The 17,332-nt window shown below is 62.6% G+C and carries 18 protein-coding genes; 16 read left to right on the top strand and 2 right to left on the bottom strand.

The genetic code is table 11. From position 1 onward, the window contains the following. The first annotated feature begins 24 nt into the window (after positions 1-24). The 11 genes from rpsE (at position 25) to map (ending at position 10,172) form a co-directional block, all read left to right on the top strand. Positions 25-696, top strand: a complete 672-nt coding sequence (gene rpsE / locus AC6I99_RS15845; protein WP_216925200.1) for a 30S ribosomal protein S5 — start codon at positions 25-27, stop codon at positions 694-696. A gap of 2 nt (positions 697-698) precedes the next feature. Then, positions 699-905, top strand: a complete 207-nt coding sequence (rpmD, locus tag AC6I99_RS15840; protein ID WP_216925092.1) for a 50S ribosomal protein L30 — start codon at positions 699-701, stop codon at positions 903-905. Continuing rightward, the gene (gene rplO, locus AC6I99_RS15835; protein WP_224164997.1) at positions 905-1,387 is read left to right on the top strand and encodes a 50S ribosomal protein L15; all 483 of its coding nucleotides are present in this window, start codon (positions 905-907) and stop codon (positions 1,385-1,387) included. Before rpmD ends, rplO begins: the two co-directional genes overlap by 1 nt. A gap of 186 nt (positions 1,388-1,573) precedes the next feature. Beyond that, positions 1,574-2,884, top strand: a complete 1,311-nt coding sequence (gene secY, locus AC6I99_RS15830) for a preprotein translocase subunit SecY (protein ID WP_497944682.1) — start codon at positions 1,574-1,576, stop codon at positions 2,882-2,884. Between the two features lie 5 nt (positions 2,885-2,889). Beyond that, complete coding sequence (locus AC6I99_RS15825) at positions 2,890-3,459, top strand: adenylate kinase (RefSeq protein WP_224091119.1); 570 nt, start codon at positions 2,890-2,892, stop codon at positions 3,457-3,459. Positions 3,460-3,570: 111 nt separating this feature from the next. Continuing rightward, positions 3,571-4,626 carry a 3-oxoacyl-ACP synthase III family protein gene (locus AC6I99_RS15820; protein WP_497961256.1) on the top strand — a complete coding sequence of 352 codons (1,056 nt, stop codon included), beginning with the start codon at positions 3,571-3,573 and terminating at the stop codon, positions 4,624-4,626. Further along, positions 4,623-5,411, top strand: a complete 789-nt coding sequence (locus tag AC6I99_RS15815; protein WP_497961255.1) for a glycosyltransferase family 2 protein — start codon at positions 4,623-4,625, stop codon at positions 5,409-5,411. Before AC6I99_RS15820 ends, AC6I99_RS15815 begins: the two co-directional genes overlap by 4 nt. Positions 5,412-5,463: 52 nt before the next feature. After that, positions 5,464-6,636, top strand: coding sequence for a cytochrome P450 (locus AC6I99_RS15810; protein ID WP_497944685.1), 1,173 nt, complete (start codon positions 5,464-5,466; stop codon positions 6,634-6,636). Next, on the top strand, positions 6,629-8,386 hold the full coding sequence (locus AC6I99_RS15805; protein WP_497944686.1) for a class I adenylate-forming enzyme family protein: 1,758 nt from the start codon (positions 6,629-6,631) through the stop codon (positions 8,384-8,386). Before AC6I99_RS15810 ends, AC6I99_RS15805 begins: the two co-directional genes overlap by 8 nt. A gap of 13 nt (positions 8,387-8,399) precedes the next feature. Further along, complete coding sequence (locus tag AC6I99_RS15800; protein WP_497944687.1) at positions 8,400-9,311, top strand: NAD-dependent epimerase/dehydratase family protein; 912 nt, start codon at positions 8,400-8,402, stop codon at positions 9,309-9,311. 33 nt (positions 9,312-9,344) lie between these two features. Next, positions 9,345-10,172 (top strand): type I methionyl aminopeptidase, encoded by an 828-nt coding sequence (gene map, locus AC6I99_RS15795; protein WP_497944688.1) that lies wholly within the window; start codon positions 9,345-9,347, stop codon positions 10,170-10,172. Positions 10,173-10,210: 38 nt separating this feature from the next. Here map and AC6I99_RS15790 read toward each other — a convergent pair whose 3' ends face one another. Both AC6I99_RS15790 and AC6I99_RS15785 read right to left on the bottom strand, forming a co-directional pair. Further along, a complete protein-coding gene (locus AC6I99_RS15790; protein ID WP_497944689.1) occupies positions 10,211-11,671 on the bottom strand; it encodes a chlorohydrolase family protein in 1,461 nt (486 codons plus the stop codon). After that, on the bottom strand, positions 11,668-12,345 hold the full coding sequence (locus AC6I99_RS15785; RefSeq protein WP_497944690.1) for a FadR/GntR family transcriptional regulator: 678 nt from the start codon (positions 12,343-12,345) through the stop codon (positions 11,668-11,670). Before AC6I99_RS15785 ends, AC6I99_RS15790 begins: the two co-directional genes overlap by 4 nt. Positions 12,346-12,443: 98 nt before the next feature. Here AC6I99_RS15785 and AC6I99_RS15780 point away from each other — a divergent pair, with 98 nt between their 5' ends. From AC6I99_RS15780 to AC6I99_RS15760, 5 genes are read left to right on the top strand one after another with little or no spacing between them, the layout of a single operon-like run. Beyond that, entirely contained in the window at positions 12,444-13,535 is a 1,092-nt protein-coding gene (locus AC6I99_RS15780) for a sugar phosphate isomerase/epimerase family protein (protein ID WP_497944691.1), read from the top strand. Then, positions 13,532-14,419 carry an ABC transporter permease gene (locus AC6I99_RS15775; RefSeq protein WP_497944692.1) on the top strand — a complete coding sequence of 296 codons (888 nt, stop codon included), beginning with the start codon at positions 13,532-13,534 and terminating at the stop codon, positions 14,417-14,419. Before AC6I99_RS15780 ends, AC6I99_RS15775 begins: the two co-directional genes overlap by 4 nt. A gap of 7 nt (positions 14,420-14,426) precedes the next feature. Then, positions 14,427-15,443: an ABC transporter permease gene (locus AC6I99_RS15770; protein ID WP_497944693.1), complete on the top strand. Its 1,017-nt coding sequence runs from the start codon at positions 14,427-14,429 to the stop codon at positions 15,441-15,443. Continuing rightward, positions 15,443-16,489, top strand: a complete 1,047-nt coding sequence (locus tag AC6I99_RS15765) for an ABC transporter ATP-binding protein (RefSeq protein WP_497944694.1) — start codon at positions 15,443-15,445, stop codon at positions 16,487-16,489. The genes AC6I99_RS15770 and AC6I99_RS15765 overlap by 1 nt, the downstream gene beginning before the upstream one ends. Continuing rightward, on the top strand, positions 16,486-17,331 hold the full coding sequence (locus AC6I99_RS15760) for an ATP-binding cassette domain-containing protein (protein ID WP_497944695.1): 846 nt from the start codon (positions 16,486-16,488) through the stop codon (positions 17,329-17,331). The genes AC6I99_RS15765 and AC6I99_RS15760 overlap by 4 nt, the downstream gene beginning before the upstream one ends. Position 17,332 lies beyond the last annotated feature (1 nt).

Below are 17,332 nucleotides of genomic sequence, written 5' to 3'. Positions count from 1 at the left end.
GAAAATAACGAAAAGGACATTCAGGTGACTGAAGCTGTAGCTGCTGAAGCAACTGAGACCGCACCCGCTACCGACGACCGCCGCGGCGGACGTCGTGGCGAGCGCGGCGAGCGTGGCCAGGGCCGCGGCGACCGTGGTGGCCGTGGTGGCCGCGACGGCGGTCGCGAAGCCGAGAAGAGCCAGTTCGTAGAGCGCGTTGTAACCATCAACCGCGTTGCCAAGGTCGTCAAGGGTGGTCGTCGCTTCAGCTTCACCGCACTCGTCGTCGTCGGTGACGGCAACGGCATGGTTGGCGTCGGCTACGGCAAGGCCAAGGAAGTTCCCGCTGCTATCGCAAAGGGCGTCGAAGAGGCCAAGAAGTCCTTCTTCCGCGTTCCCCGCGTTGGCAACACCATCCCGCACCGTGTGCAGGGTGAGGCTGCTGCAGGCGTTGTCCTGCTGCGTCCGGCTTCCGCCGGTACCGGTGTTATCGCCGGTGGTCCGGTCCGCGCGGTACTGGAGTGCGTGGGTATCCACGACATCCTCTCCAAGTCGCTCGGTTCCTCCAACGCGATCAACATCGTTCACGCGACCGTTGACGCACTGAAGCAGCTCGAAGAGCCCGCTTCGGTGGCTGCCCGCCGTGGCCTGCCGCTGGACGAGGTTGCTCCTGCTGCTCTGGTGCGCGCGCTCCAGAACCAGAAGGCAGGTGTTTAGTCATGGCTAAGAACCTGACTCCCTCCGACGCCAAGTTGGAGATCACCCAGATCAAGGGCGTCATCGGCGCCAAGCAGAACCAGAAGGCTACCCTCCGGTCTCTCGGCCTGAAGCGCATCGGACACACTGTTGTCCGTGACGCCGACGCCGTGACCGTTGGAATGCTCAACACGGTTCCGCACCTCGTGAATGTAGAGGAGGCGAAGTAATGGCCGAGAACAAGACCGCTGCAGAGGCTGCTGAGAAGCAGAACGCTCTGAAGGTCCACCACCTGCGTCCCGCCCCGGGTGCCAAGACCACCAAGACCCGTGTTGGTCGTGGTGAAGGCTCCAAGGGTAAGACCGCTGGTCGCGGTACCAAGGGTACGAAGGCCCGCTACCAGGTAAAGGCTGGCTTTGCCGGCGGCCAGCTGCCGCTGCACATGCGCCTGCCGAAGCTGCGCGGCTTCAAGAACCCGTTCCGGGTTGAGTTCCAGGTTGTGAACCTGGACAAGCTCAACGAGCTGTTCCCGGAAGGTGGCGCTGTCACCGTTGAGTCCCTGGTTGAGAAGGGTGCCGTTCGCAAGAACCAGCCCGTCAAGGTCCTGGGCACCGGCGACATCACCGTCAAGGTTGACGTCACCGCCCACGCTTTCTCTTCCAGCGCTGCTGAAAAGATTGCTGCAGCAGGTGGAAGCACCACTGCTCTCTAAGAGCCAGTGGGGCTGATGCCCGTTGTAAAAAAGATCCCGGTATGCGGGGCTTCGGCCCCGTATGCCGGGATTTTTTGCGTGAAAGTGGACTCTCGATTATTACGACGGCGTCACAAGCAGCTAGACTCGGTTGTTGGGTTTCATTGAGCCCATCCACATCCTTGTACTTTCTACTCAGGAGGACGCTTGCTAAGCGCATTCGGCCGGGCGTTTCGGACGCCTGATTTGCGACGCAAGTTGTTGTTCACGCTGGGAATCATCACAATCTTCCGCTTGGGAGCTTTCATCCCCTCGCCTGGTGTGAACTACCAGAATGTCCAGCAATGCTTGAACACCGGTGACACCTCGCAGGGCATCTACCAGCTGGTTAACCTGTTCAGCGGCGGCGCGTTGCTGCAGGTCTCGATCTTTGCCCTGGGCATCATGCCCTACATCACGGCGAGCATCATCGTGCAGCTGCTCCGGGTGGTCATTCCCCGGTTCCAGCAGCTCTACGAAGAGGGCTCTTCAGGCCAATCGAAGTTGACCCAGTACACCCGGTACCTCACCATCGCGCTTGGCCTCTTGAACGCCACCACCCTGGTGTCCTTGGCCCGTTCCGGCCAGCTGCTTCCGGGCTGTAACCTCCCGATCATTCCTGATGAGAGCATCATTACCACCATCCTCATCATCATCACGCTGACGGCCGGTACCGGCCTCATCATGTGGATGGGCGAGCTCGTCACGGAAAAGGGTGTGGGTAACGGTATGTCGCTGCTCATTTTCACTTCCATCGCTGCAGGCTTCCCTGGATCATTGGGTTCCATCTGGACCTCCAAGGGGCCGGGAACGTTCTTCACCGTCCTGGCTGTGGGTCTGCTCACGGTGGCATTGGTGGTCTTCGTGGAACAGTCCCAGCGGCGGGTTCCGGTCCAATATGCCAAGCGCATGATCGGACGCCGCACCGTGGGTGGCACCAGCACCTACATCCCCATCAAGGTGAACATGGCCGGCGTCGTGCCCGTCATCTTCGCTTCCTCCATGCTGTACCTGCCAGGCCTGATTGCGCAGTTCAACCAGCCGAAGCCAGGGGAGCAGCTGGCGCCATGGGTTGAGTGGATCAACAACAACCTCACCCGCGGCGACCACCCCATCTACATGGCGCTGTACTTCGCCATGATCGTGTTCTTCACCTACTTCTATGTGGCCATCACCTTCAACCCTGAAGAAGTGTCGGACAACATGAAGAAGTACGGCGGGTTCATTCCGGGCATCCGGGCGGGTAAACCGACCGCGGACTACCTGCAGTACGTGCTTTCCAGGATCACCCTGCCTGGAGCCTTCTATCTGGGCTTCGTGGCGTTGATTCCGCTGGTTGCACTCGTCCTGATCAACGCCAACCAGAACTTCCCGTTTGGTGGCACGTCAATCCTGATCATGGTGGGTGTCGGCCTGGAAACCGTTAAGCAGATTGATGCGCAGCTACAACAACGTCACTACGAAGGGCTTTTGCGATGACGAGAATGCTGATCATTGGACCTCCCGGTTCGGGTAAGGGTACGCAGGCTGAGCGGATTTCCGAGCGCCTCGGCGTAGTCGCCATCTCCACCGGCGACATCTTCCGTGCCAACGTTAAGGGCGAAACCCCCTTGGGCATTGAAGCCAAGAAATACATGGACGCAGGGGACTTCGTTCCGGACAGCGTCACGAACAACATGGTTCGTGACCGCCTGAGCCAGAGCGACGTCGAGAACGGCTTCCTTTTGGACGGTTACCCGCGCACCACCGCGCAGGTCGACTACCTGGACCAGATCCTCGCTGAAGGCGAGCAGGAGCTCGACGTCGTGCTCCAGCTGACTGCCGACGACGAAGAACTGGTGTCCCGCCTGCTGGGCCGTGCGAAGGAAACCGGGCGCTCTGACGACAATGAGGCCGTCATCCGTCACCGGCTGGACCTCTACCACGAGCAGACTGAGGCCGTTGTTGCCAAGTATGCCGAGCGCGGGATCCTGACGCAGGTGGACGGAATCGGCGGCATCGACGAAGTCACCGACCGCGTTCTCACCGCCATCGAGTCAGCCAAGGCCGTCTAGCGAGGGCTTTTCCACATAGCCGGATCGTCGGCGCTGGAGCAAAGGGTGTGTCCCGTACCATTGGTGCGGGACACACCCTTTTCGTTTCGCGGCAGTTTTTGGGGGAACCGCATGCAAACAGCTCTTTCCGGACACAGCAGGATTGCGGGTTTGGAGGTTTACCTTCCACCTGCGCGCCTGGAGACTTCCGCCGTCGAACGCCGTATTGGTGAGTCGAGTCCGGGGTTCCGGGTACCCAAGGGCTTGATCTCCCGTGTTACCGGGATCCGCTCCCGGAGCGTCATGGCAGACTCCGAGCAAGCATCGGACCTTGCGGCCAATGCTGCGGCGAAGCTCCTTGCTGAATGTGGCCTGCAGGCCCCGGACATAGACCTCCTCATCTTCGCGTCCGCCAGCCAGGACATGGTGGAACCGGCTACGGGCCACATGGCCGCCGCCAAACTCGGACTTTGCTGCCCTGTGATGGATGTGAAGAATGCGTGCAACAGTTTCCTGAACGGCCTGGAAGTGGGCGATGCCCTGATTGCCACGAGACGGTATGCCAGGGTCCTGGTGGTCACGGGGGAGTCGCCGTCGCGGGCGGTCCGTTGGAGGGTTCCGGACTTTGGCACTTTCGCGTCAAGCTTTCCCGGGTACACCATGAGCGACGGCGGAGCGGCAGTGTTGCTTGAACCCGCGGGTCCGGCGGCAATGGCGTCGAACGGACTGGAGGCGGGGCCGGCAGGCATTCTTGGTATGGGCTTCACTGCCCGCAGCAGCCACTGGTCTGTCGGCACCTTGGCTGCAGGTGGATCTGCTTATCCGCGCGATCCGGAAGCTACCTATTTCACCATGGACGGTGAGAAGCTCAAGGACGCTTTTCTGGATTTGGGCTGCGGCGTCCTGGACGAAACTTTGGACGGCCTGGGTCTGCAGTGGACGGACTTCGCCGTGGTTTGCGTGCACCAGGTGAGTGCACCGTACCGGGAGGTCTTTGCGGAACGGGCCGGTGTTCCGCGTGAGTTGCTGGTTCCTTCGGTAGAGGACTTCGGAAATTTGGCCTCAGTTAGCCTGCCCCTGCAATTGAAACTCGCCGTGGACAGTGGACGCTGCGGTCCGGGAGATCTGGTGGCATTGGTGGGACTCGCCGGCGGCGTGAGCCTGGGTATGGCGGTGGTGCGGCTGTGACGCCGGAACACCATCCCGGAAGCACGGCCCGTACCCGGCCGCTGTCCATCGCCCTGCCCATGCTGAACGAAGAGAAGCTTGTCCGGCAGACGTTGGACTCTCTTGCAGCCCAGGAGCACCCGGACTTCACGGTGGTGGTTGTAGACAACGGATCCACGGACTCCAGCTGTTCGATCGTGGCAGAGTTCGCCGCAGCCCATCCCACTATGGACATCAGGCTTGTCCATGAAGCCGAGAAGGGGACGGGCGCGGCCGCGGATACCGGCATGCGCTTCGGTGTGGACCACGGCGCGAGGTGGCTGGCCCGAACGGATGCCGATTGCCTCGCTGCGCCGGATTGGACCGCGAGGATTGTCCAGGCCTTCAACGACGGCCTGGAACTCATCGCCGGCCAGCTTGTGCCCCGTAAGGATGAAGGCATCAGTGCGGGGGAGCGGAGGATGATGCTCCTGGCAGTTGAGATCGCATCCTTCTTCGGCCGTATTCGCCCCGGCAACAAAGGTGACGGATATCTGGGCCGTTATCAGATGCTTCCAGGGTGCAATATGGCGATCACGGCAGATATGTATCACCGTTCAGGTGGGTTCCCGAGGACCAGCATAGAAGACCTCCATGAAGACCGCGCACTGTCCAACCGCGTGCGAAAGCTGACCCGCAATTACGCGCTGCGCCGGGATGTTGTGGTGTACGGCTCCTCACGGCGGGTCAAAGCCTGGGGTTTGAAGAACACCCTGGCTTGGTATGCGGACCACCGGTACCGGCCAGAGCACGTGGACATCCGGTGACGCCGTGATAACCAACGGAAGAAAGCCCAGCGGCAGGATATCCAGCGGCCTCATGAGCAAGGCCGAACGCTGGGAACAGCGTGTTCAACTGGGGGCGCATCCATTGCTCTACCCGGCGATTCGTGGGCTGGGCAGCATGCGGCCGGTGATGCGTTTGCCCGGTCTGGGAATCCTTGTCAGCGAAGCCGCACTGGTGCGTGACGTTCTCATGGATACCCAGCGGTTCATCAAGAATGGTCCGTCGGGTTCAGGTGCGCTCTGGACTCCCGTAGTGGGACCAAAGGCGTTGGTGAACATGGACGGCACGGAGCACAGGGAGCTGCGGCGCAAGCTCGCCGACCTCTTCACTCCAGGCTCGGTGGCGGCGATTGTCGAGCCGGCGGCTGCGTCGCTTCATGACCGCTTACACCACGGACTGGACGCAGGTGGGCACGTGGATCTGGTGGACTGCGTCAAGGAACTTGCCGGGGGAGTCATCTCCAGGCTGCTGGGCGTGCCGGATGATGCACCAGGCCGGTTGCCCAATAGGGAACTCTTCAATTTAGGGTCTTCCATCTCTTCCCTCGTCCGCCTGGGGCGCCCCACGCTGACGGTGAGGCAGATCGCCAAGGGAAGATCCGCCGTCGGGGTTTTGGCAGGACCGGCGCGGGAAGCGTACCGGAAGAGCGACCCCCAAACGTTTCCAGGCAGGCTGCGCGCACTCGGCATGACCGAGGAGGAGGCCATGGGCATCATCAGCGCATTTGTGATGGTGGGAACTGAGACGCTGGTGTCCTTCGTTCCGCGGCTGATTGCCCTGCTCGCTGACAGTGGACGCCTTGCGGGTCTGGTTGAGGATCGCTCCGGTGTTGCCTCGGCCGTGAACGAGGCATTACGGTTCACCGTGCCGTCCCCGATGATGCTGAGGGATGCTCTTTCTCCTTGCACCCTTGGCGGAGTCGCTATCCGAGCGGGGGACCGTCTTTTGCTATCGACTGTTCACGCCTCCAAGAGCCTGGGCAGATTCGAACCCGGGATTCCCACCCCGCCGCAGGCGCGTCAGCTGTGGTTCGGTGCGGGTCCGCACTTTTGCATCGGCATGCCGTTGGCCATGGCCGAGATCAATGCGACGCTGTCTTTGCTCCTGGACAGGTATGCCCGGCACCCGTGGCTCGTCTCGTCCCGGCAAGTGAGCAAAGGTGTGCTGATTCCCGGATACAGAAAGTTGGAGCTGGTCAATGCCTGATGACGCATTGTGGGAAGGTACTTCGTCCGGCACCGATCTTATCGAAGCCGTCTACGCCGCAGCCGGGCGCGTGCCAGAGAGCCCCGCGATCACGGCGCCTGGCAGATTTTCCCTCTGGAACCATGTTCCAGGGCGACTACGGCGTCCCGGCCGGCTCCGACCAGGACGGAGCATCACTTACCGCGAATTGGTCAAAGGCATAGATGCTACGGCCCGGCACCTCCATGATGACGGTTTTGGTGCCGGTGAACGGATGCTCTTCTCGGTCCGCCCCAGCCCGGCAGCGTTCATCCTGGCCCTGGGGGCCGTCCGCGCCGGTGGTTCCGTAGTGTTCATCGATCCAGGAATCGGACCGTCGCTTTTCCATGACCGGGCCAGGCTGGCTGCCCCGAGGTGGGCTGCCTCTGAGTCCCTTCTGTACGCCCTCAGTACGCGGAGCCCACTGCTGCCTCTGGCCCGGCGGAGGGGATTGCTGCTGCCGGATTATGGTGCCATGGACGTCCGGCACTACTATTCCGGCCTCTGGCTCCCCGGTGTTCCCCGAGGCGCGACCCCGGTGAAGCGACTCGCCAGTCCGTCGCTTCCCAGAGATATCGTTCCGCCCTCCGCGGGCGCTTCCTCCGGGCAGGAAGCAGTGATCATTTTTACGTCAGGGACCACCGGTGCGCCGAAGGGCGTAGTACACACCCGGCGTTCGCTTGGGGCAGGATTCGAGCAGCTCAGCCAGCGCTGTACCTTTGGCGAGGGCGATCGCATCCACTCCGAGCAGCTCATGATGGGCTTGCCGGCACTCATCGCCGGCGCGCACTGGACCATGCCCGGCTATGGCTTCTCAGCGCACATCGACCCCCTTCGCTTGGCACGCGAGCTTGGGCCGGTGGCTGGCAAAGAGGACTCGTACGACGGCGCGACGCACCTTTTCCTTGTGCCGTCCCAGTTGGCGCCCATCCTGGATGCGGTCGAGGATGGCAGCGTCACGCTCCCCGCAACACTGCGGACAGTAATGCTTGGGGCCGCGCCGGTGCTTGCTCCCTTCCTGAAACGGGCAACGGCACTGCTTCCCGGCGTCGAGTTCGAACTCATCTACGGCATGACGGAGTTGCTGCCGATTGCCGTCGCCGATGGCACGGAGAAGCTGGCCTTTGCGTCCGGCGCTGATGCCGAATTTACGTCGCCGGATGGAAGTGGCGAAGGCGATTTCCTCGGAGAGCCACTGCCCGCCGTCGGCATCCGGGTAGGGGAGGACCACGAACTGTACGCCCGGGGACCGAACATGTGTCACGGATATCTGGGTGAGGAAGCCATGATTGAGCACGCCACCGGAGACCTGGTGCGGCTGGACCACGGTACGGCAGGCCCCGGAACCGGTCCCGCGCGCTTGGTGATGATCGGGCGCAAGAAGGACATGATCATCCGGGGCAAAACCAACATCTACCCTGCACTGTATGAACCGCTGATCACTTCCGTGCCAGGAGTTCAGCAGGCCGTCATGGTCGGGGTGCCCGACGGGATCGGTGATGAAGCTGTGTGGCTGGCCGTCGTGGCTGCACAGGGGAACCCAGGGGCGGACGGAGGGCTGAAAGCAAAACTAACCAAGGTCCTCCCGGAGATGATTGACGAATCCGCTCTCCCCGACCACATCGAAATCCTGGATGCCATCCCTGTCGGCGGACGCCACAAGAAGCCGGACCGGGAAGCGCTTCGACGCGAATTTGCCCGCAAGTCCGCTGATAAAGGCGTAGCGCTGTGAAGGCCGCGGCGCAGTGAAAATCGCGGTTACCGGGGCCACTGGCTTCATAGGGGGAGCAGTCGCCGCTGCCGCCGAGGCTAAGGGGTGGGACGTTGTTCGTTTCGCACGGCGCCAAGGCCCTGGGCTGACGTATTGGGACCTAACGGGTGTGCCGCCTGGCCGAATGCCGGCCGTGGACGCGGTGGTCCATGCCGCCGCCCACGTGGCGGACTGGGGCGCCGCCCGCATGTTCTACCGCACGAATGTGCTGGGTACCCGTGCCGTGGTTGAGGCCTACCCAACAACTCGGCTGGTGCACATTTCCAGTTCAAGCGTCTACCCGTGGTGGGAGCCCTGTACCAACCGCGGGGAAGTTGAGGTGGCTGTGCGCCACCTCAACGCCTACGCAAGCAGCAAGGCGCTCGCCGACGTGGAGGCCCGACGGCATCGCAATGCCGTGGTTCTTCGGCCACACGGAGTTTATGGACCGGGCGATCGGACGCTGATGCCGCGCCTGATCAGCAACGTACGCCACGGACGGCTCCTCACCGTGGGCCATACCGGTATTCGTCATCAGCTCACGCATGTTGACAACCTGACAGAGGCAGCGCTGGCAGCTTGCCAGTCCGATGCCCGAGGAGCCATCAACGTGGCCGACGCGGAGCCTGTGGAGCTTGGGACCGTGTTGAGGAAGGTACTTGCTGTTACTGGCCACGCCGGGGCGGGTATCAGGTACATTCCGGAGCCTGCCGCCATGGCACTTGCCGGCATTTCCGAAGCCGTTGCCCGCGTTTCCGGCCGGGCACCACGCCTCACGCGCTACGCCGTCAGCCAGCTCGGACGGGACAGAACCTACCGTTTGGACCGGCTCCGGGAAGAGCTGGGAATCGAACCAATTTCGACCACGCTCTCCGATGCGGGAAAATGGTTGGAGCACGGGGCCTGATGGGCTCCTACAGCAAACCATCCAGAGGAGAACATGGCGTTCGGTCAGCCCCGCATCGAGTACAAAACCAACGAGCAAATGCGCAAGATGCACGAGGCCGGATTGGTCCTCAGCCGTGCCCTTGACGCTGCCGTTGCGGCGGCCAAGGCAGGCGTCACCACCAAGGACCTCGACGACGTTTTCGCGGCAGTCCTGAATGACGCCGGGGCCAAGTCAAACTTCCTTGGTTACCACGGCTTTCCCGCCACCATCTGCACGTCAGTGAACGAGGAAGTGGTCCACGGCATCCCAGGAAACCGTGTCCTCAACGATGGCGACATTATTTCCATCGACGGCGGCTGCATCGTGGACGGATGGCACTCGGACTCCGCCCGCACTGTCATCGTTGGCACGGCAGACCCTGAGGACCAGCGCCTCTCGGATGTCACTGAGACCGCCATGTGGCGAGGGATTGCCGCGCTGGCCAAGGGCAAGTTCGTCGGCGACATCGGCAATGCGATTGATGACTACGTTTCTTCCGTCCCCGGCAAGCCCTTGGGCATCCTGGAAGACTATGTGGGCCACGGCATCGGTTCGGAAATGCATATGGCCCCCGACGTCCTGAATTACCGCACCAATCACCGCGGCCCGAAGATCCGCCCGGGACTGTGCCTCGCCATTGAACCCATGCTGGTGCGCGGTGGCATCGAGACTGCCACCCTGGATGATGACTGGACTGTTGTCACCACCGACGGCAAGCGCTCCTGCCAGTGGGAACACTCGGTGGCCGTGCACGAAAAGGGCATCTGGGTCCTGTCCGCCCCGGACGGAGGCGCCGAGCAGTTGGCGCCGCTCGGCGTCGTGCCCGTCCCGATCCCGTAACCGGGCGGGCCGGCTCCCGGTCGGCGTGCTGCGCCGGCTCAGAGCAATGGGAAACTGGGTGGGAGCAGTTGGTGCGTTGGCCGCTTGGCATGGTCCGAGACGCTCAGTGAAGCGATGTATTGGTCCAGGAATTCCTGTGCGCGCGCACGGTAACCGGTGGTGTCGACGGTGACTACTTCACCATCCTCGACGATGGTGCGGCCGGCCACCACGACGCGCGAGATGTCACGGCCATCGGCGTTCATCACCATGGTGCGGATGGGGTCGCCATACGGTCCGATGTGCTGGCCAGCCAGATCCAGAACAAAGTAGTCTGCCTGGGCTCCAGCCGCCAGACGGCCGAGATCCGTACGCCCCAGCGCTTCTGCCGGGTCCAGGGTGGCTGATCGGAAGAGATCCGCAGCCTGGGCGCTTGTGCGGTCGCCCGTGACCGACTTGGTCATACCCATGGCCAGATCCATGGCGCGGATCATGTTTGGCGGGGCGGAGTCCGTCCCCAGCACTACCCGGATGCCCCTTTCGCGGTAAGAGTCATAGTTGTCCAGCATGCCGCCATAGTGGGCCATCGGAATGGGACACAGCAGGACACTCGCGCCGGATTCCGCGAGCAGTTGGAGGTCATCCCCGGTGCCGAAGGCCTCGGGCATGAGTGGATGCCCCGGAACCGTCCATGCATGGGGAATGAAGGTCTTCCCGCTGAGGAAGCCCAGATCCGCGAGGTAGGGCAGGGAACGCTTGCCGGTGCGGGCAATCATGGTTTCTATTTCGAAAAGCCCCTGTGCGGCGTGCAGGCGGACCGGAATACCCAGTTCGTCCGCTGCCTTGCGGGTCAGGCGCAATGTTTGTTCGGTCTGGGTCTCTATGCGCGAAGGAAGCAAAGCCGTGTTGATCAGCCCGCCGGCACGTCCTTCGAAATCCTGGGCGAAGCGGATGGCATCCTCAAGTCCGTCCAGGCCGCGCCGTTCGTCCTCGTGGAGCAGCGCATTGCTGCCATCCGTGTAGGGGACGGCTGTGCGGTAGCTCGGGCCCAAGTAGGCGCGGAGGCCAATCGCCTCCACAGCCCCGGCTGTGTCCGCCATGTCCTGGTAGTCCTCGCACCATTCGTGATAGCTCTCCGAGGCGATGGGCATAAGGGTGGTGATGCCGTTGCGGACCAGTTGGGATAGAGCGAATTCGCGTCGGAAACGTGCTTGCTCCCGGGTAAAGACGGCTCCGTGGTCCTTAAGGTATTCCTCAGACCACATCAGACCCAGGCGGCGGGAGGCATCCGGCCAGGAATCGAAGATTGCGTGGTCGATGTCCGCCAGCGCGTTGAGGTCGATGAAACCAGGGGACACAACGGCTTGCCCGGCGTTAATCTCAACGTCCACACGCCCGTCGTAGTCCCGGCCCACGAACAGGATGGTTCCGTCGTCGTGGACCAGTTCGGCATCAGGCATGATGCAGTGGTCGCCGTCCGCGTAGCCGATCACGAACGCCGCCTTGACGCGTGTGATCACTTGTTCTCCAGATCGGACGCCTGGTTGTCCAGGATGGTCCCGGCCACGAGCATCGCGTCTTGCACTGAGCCATCGCGGATGGCTTCGAAGAGGTCGTCGTGATGGTCATGTCCTGTGCTTGCGGCACGGTCCAAGCCTGCGGGGGAGGTCCAGGAACCGTCGATGCTGGCGGCCAGCGAACCGTAGATGCCAGCCAGGAGTTGGTTGTGTGCGGCATCAACCACAGCACGGTGGAAGTCGATGTCGGCCTCCCGGAAGCCGTCATCGTCCCGTGATTCGGCGGCAGCACGACGGCGGTCAAGGGCGTCCTGGAGCTTGTCCAGGTCTGCCTGGTCCCGGCGTTGCGCGGCCAAAGCAGCGGCCGGCACGTCCAGGCTTCGCCGGACCTCGACCGCCTCGAAAGGGTCCGCGTCCTGGAAGCCTTTTCGAAGGGCGATCTCCTGTTCATCGACTGCTGCAACGAAGGTCCCGTCGCCTTGCCGGGTCACGAGGAGCCCGGCGTGCACCAGCGCACGGAGAGCTTCGCGCAAGGGAGCGCGGCTCAGCCCCAAAGCCCTGCCGAGCTCGGGTTCGGGCGGAATCCGGTCGCCCAGACCCCATTCGCCCTGGCGAATCCGATGACGGATGTCATCGATTGCTTCGTCGACCACACTGCGTTTGCCGTTCACCGCCATGGTGCCCCCTCAGTTTTCCTACGTCCACGAAGCGTCTCACATCGAAGTTCCAAAATCCACCCTTTCGTAAGACGTCTTACGAGTGTACCTTGTTGAGCATGACCCAGATCACACAACAAACCCATGGCTTGAGGTCTTTACAAGACGACGATTTCCGAGGCGTCCGCCTCGGTGTCCAGTTCACGCGCTACCCGGGAATGGAGGAGCTCCCACTGCTTGCTTCCCTGCGGCAGGCGATTGAGGACGGCTTCACACTCGTCGTGCTCAACAACATCACCGCGGAACTTTCGGGCGAGATGCCGGACTCCTTGGACGAGGTAGCGGCGGAAGCCGGGCGCGCCGGCGTCGAACTCCAACTCGGACTCGGATGCGCCGGTCCTGTGGGCGAACCAGCAGCGATCCGACGCGAACTGAGCAAGTCCTTGGCACGTGGTCTGGAACTCGGCCTCAAGGAGTTCTTCGTGTACACGCGGTCGGTGCGGGAGGGCATGGCGGATCAGGGCCGCTTTCTTGACCACCCTGCACAGCTCCGGATGATTCGGGCAAACCTCCAGTCCCTGGCAGAACAGGCCCGGGACCACAACGTGCGGGTCAACGTGAAGACCCACGAGGACCTCGCCTCAACGGAGGTCCTGTCCTTGGTGGAGAGCCTGGACCCGGCCGTCTTCAGCATCGGACTTGATGTGGCGAACCTCGTGGTGCGTGCGGAAGACCCTCACGAAGTGGCCAGAGCCCTGGGACCCTCCATCCGGATGACCCATCTCGAAGATGTTGTTCTTTTCCAGGTCCCGCATGGGTACCGCCGCCGGCTGCGCGCCGTAGGCGGAGGCGTCCTGGACTGGAAAGAGCTGCTTGGAAGCCTACTGGCCGCCGGAGTGCGCGATTTCACCGTGGAACAGCATCGTGGAAAGTTCGACACACCAATTTTCGACCGTTCATGGTTCCGCCATGAGCCCCACCTTGACGCCGAAGGGGTCGGACAGTTGGCCCGGCTAGGCATGCTAACGCACGACGGTGTGGCACGGGGGGACATCCCAGCGCTTGCCGATTGGGACGAGGACCCTACGCCCGCCGAGCGCCGCCAGCAATTGCTCATCAGCGCCGCAACGTTGCGGCAAATCCTCACATCGATCGGTGCCGGCATTGCGTCTCCGGCCGCGATCCTTTCCGGAGAGGAAGGACTCTCATGACAGCGATAGTCGCCCCGCAGGTTATTGCAGCGCCCAGGCGCCGACCTTTCAGAAGCTTCCTCAAGCGCGATCGGAAGCTCACCCTCACCCTGTCCCTCTTGGCCGCCCTTGTTGTAGTGACGCTGCTTGGTCCGCTGCTTTGGCGGCTCCAGGCCGATGCCATCAACCTCGGTGCGGTCCTCCAAGCCCCGAGTTTCGCCCACCCCATGGGTACCGATGACACGGGCCGTGACGTGCTGGCCCGTTTCCTGGCCGGTGGTCAGACCTCGATCCTCGCCGGACTTGCAATTGCCGTGATCGGTGCAATGGTGGGTTGCGTGACCGCGCTCCTGGCCGGTTCAATGCGCGGCTGGGTGGACACGGTCTTCACCTGGCTCACCAATTCCATCCTCTGCTTCCCGGCGCTCTTGCTAGCCATGGCCATTGCGATGGCACTCAAACCCGGTGTTACTGCGGCGGTCATTGGGCTCTCGCTGCACTCCTTCCCGTGGTACATGCGAACCCTCCGGGGCGAAGTGATGCGCCTCTATGGGCAGGACTTCATCCGTTCCACCATGGCGATCGGCGCCCACCCGGCCAGGGTGTTGTTCCGGCATGTGCTGCCCCACCTGATACCCATCATGATCCTGCAAATGGCAGCCGTGTTCGGGGCCGCCGTGCTGTCCTTGGCAGCTCTTGGGTACCTCGGGCTGGGGGCCCAGCCGCCCACCGCAGAATGGGGCGAAATGATCACCGAAGGCCAGCAGTTCTTCCTGACGGGGCAGTGGTGGATCGCCGGGTTCCCGGGCTTGGGGCTGCTGATTGCAGTCACCCTCACCACAGTCATCGCGGACAGGGCCCGTGAAGTCCTGGATCCCCGCGGCGAATTCATCCAGGCGAAGTGAGGCTCCAATGATCAACGCACTCCTCAAACGCCTCGGCGTGGCACTCGCCACCGTCTTCGGCGCTTCGATTTTCACCTTCATACTGCTCCGCAAAGTTCCGGGCGACCCCGCACGTGCCATTGCCGGTGACACCGCAACCGAAGAAACCATTGCAGCCCTGCGAAAATCCATGGGCCTGGATGAAAACCTGGTGGTCCAATACGGAAACTACATGGGCTCCTTGCTCCGCGGCGACTTCGGCTTCTCATACAGCACCGGAAACAGCGTGGGCACACTCCTGAGCCAGCGGCTCCCCGCAACGCTGGAGCTTGGTCTGTTGTCAGTCATTATTGCGATCGTCGCCGCGGTGCTCGCGGCAAGTTTCGCGGTGTACTCCAGGCGCCGGTGGCCCGATCAGCTCGTCCGCTTTGCCTCCTCCCTGGCCATGGGTTCGCCGCCCTTCTGGATTGCGTTGCTGGCCCTCATGATTTTCTCGATCCAGCTGGGCATCTTTCCCGGACCTGAAGGACGGCTATCTCCAGGAATGCTCAAACCTCCAAACGTTACTGGAATGTTCACCATCGATGCCCTGCTGGCCGGACAATGGGGAACCTTCGCCAACGCAGCCTGGCACCTGATCCTGCCTGCGACAATCGTGGCGCTCGGTCCCTTCGCCTTCCTCAGCAGGCTCTACCGCAACCAGTTGCGGGGCACCTTGCGGGAAACCTTCGTGGCCGTATCCCAGAGCCACGGTCTCCGCCGGTTCCCGGTGTACAACCGGCACGTGGCACCCCACGGCCTCCTTTCCCTGCTGCCAGCGGCGTCGCTCCTCTTCGCAGACCTCCTCGCAGGAAGCCTGCTGGTGGAGAAAGTGTTCGGCTGGCCGGGCATCGGGTCCATGACTGCGGACGCCATCATCCAAAAAGACTTTGGAGTGGTCCAAGCCGTACTACTGATGGCAGCAGTCCTCTACGTGGTTGTGAGCCTCCTGGCAGACGTCCTGATGACCGCAGCCGATCCCCGCACACGAGTAGGAGCACGCTGATGCAAAGCAATGCACTCTCCCTTCCCGCGCCTGAACTGTCATCCAAAGCTGACCCGGACCCCGTGCTCAGCGTCCGTGGACTTCGCACGGATTTCGTGACGGCCTTGGGAACCGTACACGCCGTCCGAGATGTTTCCTTCGATCTCCGCAGAGGCCAACGACTTGCAATCGTGGGTGAATCGGGGTCCGGAAAGTCCGCCATGGCCATGTCACTAATGGGGCTTGTGCCTCCGCCGGGCCAGGTCGTCGGCGGCAGCGTAAAGCTCAACGGCAAGGAAATTGTGGGCCTCGATGACGCCGCAATCTCCAAGGTCCGTGGCCAGGACATCAGCTTGGTGTTCCAGGACCCCATGGCGGCGCTGGATCCGCTGAAGACCATCGGAAGCCAATTCGTGGAGACCATCCGCGTTCATCAGGATGTCTCATCCAAGGCCGCGCGAAAAATGGCCTGTGAGCTTCTGGGCGAAGTAGGCGTCAGCGATCCTGACCGCCGGATCTCCGACTATCCGCATCAATATTCAGGGGGCATGCGGCAACGCGTCCTGATTGCCATGGCCATCGCCAATGACCCCTCGGTGGTGGTCGCAGACGAACCCACCACCGCCCTGGACGTAACAACCCAGGCGCAGGTGCTGGATCTGTTGGCCAAGATCTGCGACGAGCGCGGAAATGCCTTGGTGATGATCACCCACAATCTGGGGATCGTTGAGGAACTCTGCGACAGCGTCAACGTCATGTATGCCGGACGATTCGTCGAATCCACCACTACCGAAGCGTTGTTCGCCGCCCCCGGCCACCCATACTCCAAAGCCCTCCTGGACTGCGTCATCGATCCCGCCACCGCGCGGCGCGGCGCCTTGCCTGCCATCCCAGGGTCTCCGCCGGACCTCTCGGTGGACGAACCCGGCTGCCCCTTCGCACCCCGGTGCCCGATCGGCCGGGACCAAAAGCGCTGCGCCATCGAAAGGCCGGAGCCCCGCACCCTGTCCAACGGGGCAGTCGTCCGCTGCCACTTCGCAAACGATCCCGAAGGAGTCCCGGCATGAGCATCGCCAACGAACCCACGCTCCTTCGGGTGGAAAAGCTCAACAAGTCCTACGCCAAGGGATTTGGAAAGCGGCACAAGACGCAAATCCTGCACGACGTCTCGTTCGAACTGCTCCGCGGCCAGACTCTGGGCCTTGTGGGGGAGTCAGGCAGCGGCAAATCGACGACAGCGGCCTGCGTCATGGGCCTCACCGACGCTGACAGCGGCCTGATCGAATTCGACGGCGTAGATCTCACCACCCTCTCCAAACCCGGAATGCGCAAGATGCGCCGCAGGATCCAGATGGTTTTCCAAGACCCCAACGGATCCCTCGACCCGCGATTCACGGTGGGGGACCTGGTGGAAGAGCCGCTCATAGTGCACGGCATCTCCGATTCAGCGGAACGTTCGCGAAGGGTGGCCAAAGTCCTGGATCTTGTGGGCATCAGTGTCAAGCAGACGCAGCGTTTTCCCTTCGCGTTTTCCGGCGGCCAACGCCAGCGCATCGCGATCGCCCGTGCCCTTGTCCTCAACCCGGACCTTGTGGTGCTGGACGAGCCTGTGAGCGCCTTGGATGTCTCCATTCAAGCCCAGGTCCTGAACCTCCTCAGCGACCTGCAGGACGAACTCGGACTTACCTACCTCTTCATCGTCCACGACCTCGCCGTTGCCCGGCTCATGAGCCACAACATCGCCGTCATGAACGCCGGCGAGATCGTGGAAGCCGGTACCGCCGCAGAGGTTTTTGACAACACCACCCATCCCTACACCCGTGCGCTGCTGGATGCCGTGCCGGGTGCCCGCCGACGGGCGAAGGCGCTCGCAGCGGCGGGAACAGGTAACGCCATGGAAGGAAACTGAC

This window comes from Arthrobacter sp. TmtSoilC77, assembly GCF_059739415.1.
Note: the sequence above shows the minus strand (reverse complement) of the source record. Positions and strands in the feature narration are given on the sequence as shown.

Excerpts from the sequence above, each read along its gene's own strand:
- AC6I99_RS15765 (WP_497944694.1), top strand. The coding sequence starts at position 15,443 with ATGCAAAGCAATGCACTCTCCCTTCCCGCGCCTGAACTGTCATCCAAA.
- AC6I99_RS15810 (WP_497944685.1), top strand. The coding sequence starts at position 5,464 with ATGAGCAAGGCCGAACGCTGGGAACAGCGTGTTCAACTGGGGGCGCAT.
- AC6I99_RS15780 (WP_497944691.1), top strand. The coding sequence starts at position 12,444 with ATGACCCAGATCACACAACAAACCCATGGCTTGAGGTCTTTACAAGAC.
- map (WP_497944688.1), top strand. The coding sequence starts at position 9,345 with ATGGCGTTCGGTCAGCCCCGCATCGAGTACAAAACCAACGAGCAAATG.
- AC6I99_RS15820 (WP_497961256.1), top strand. The coding sequence starts at position 3,571 with ATGCAAACAGCTCTTTCCGGACACAGCAGGATTGCGGGTTTGGAGGTT.
- rpmD (WP_216925092.1), top strand. The coding sequence starts at position 699 with ATGGCTAAGAACCTGACTCCCTCCGACGCCAAGTTGGAGATCACCCAG.
- AC6I99_RS15805 (WP_497944686.1), top strand. The coding sequence starts at position 6,629 with ATGCCTGATGACGCATTGTGGGAAGGTACTTCGTCCGGCACCGATCTT.
- AC6I99_RS15785 (WP_497944690.1), bottom strand. The coding sequence starts at position 12,345 with ATGGCGGTGAACGGCAAACGCAGTGTGGTCGACGAAGCAATCGATGAC.
- AC6I99_RS15770 (WP_497944693.1), top strand. The coding sequence starts at position 14,427 with ATGATCAACGCACTCCTCAAACGCCTCGGCGTGGCACTCGCCACCGTC.
- AC6I99_RS15760 (WP_497944695.1), top strand. The coding sequence starts at position 16,486 with ATGAGCATCGCCAACGAACCCACGCTCCTTCGGGTGGAAAAGCTCAAC.
- AC6I99_RS15775 (WP_497944692.1), top strand. The coding sequence starts at position 13,532 with ATGACAGCGATAGTCGCCCCGCAGGTTATTGCAGCGCCCAGGCGCCGA.
- rplO (WP_224164997.1), top strand. The coding sequence starts at position 905 with ATGGCCGAGAACAAGACCGCTGCAGAGGCTGCTGAGAAGCAGAACGCT.
- AC6I99_RS15825 (WP_224091119.1), top strand. The coding sequence starts at position 2,890 with ATGCTGATCATTGGACCTCCCGGTTCGGGTAAGGGTACGCAGGCTGAG.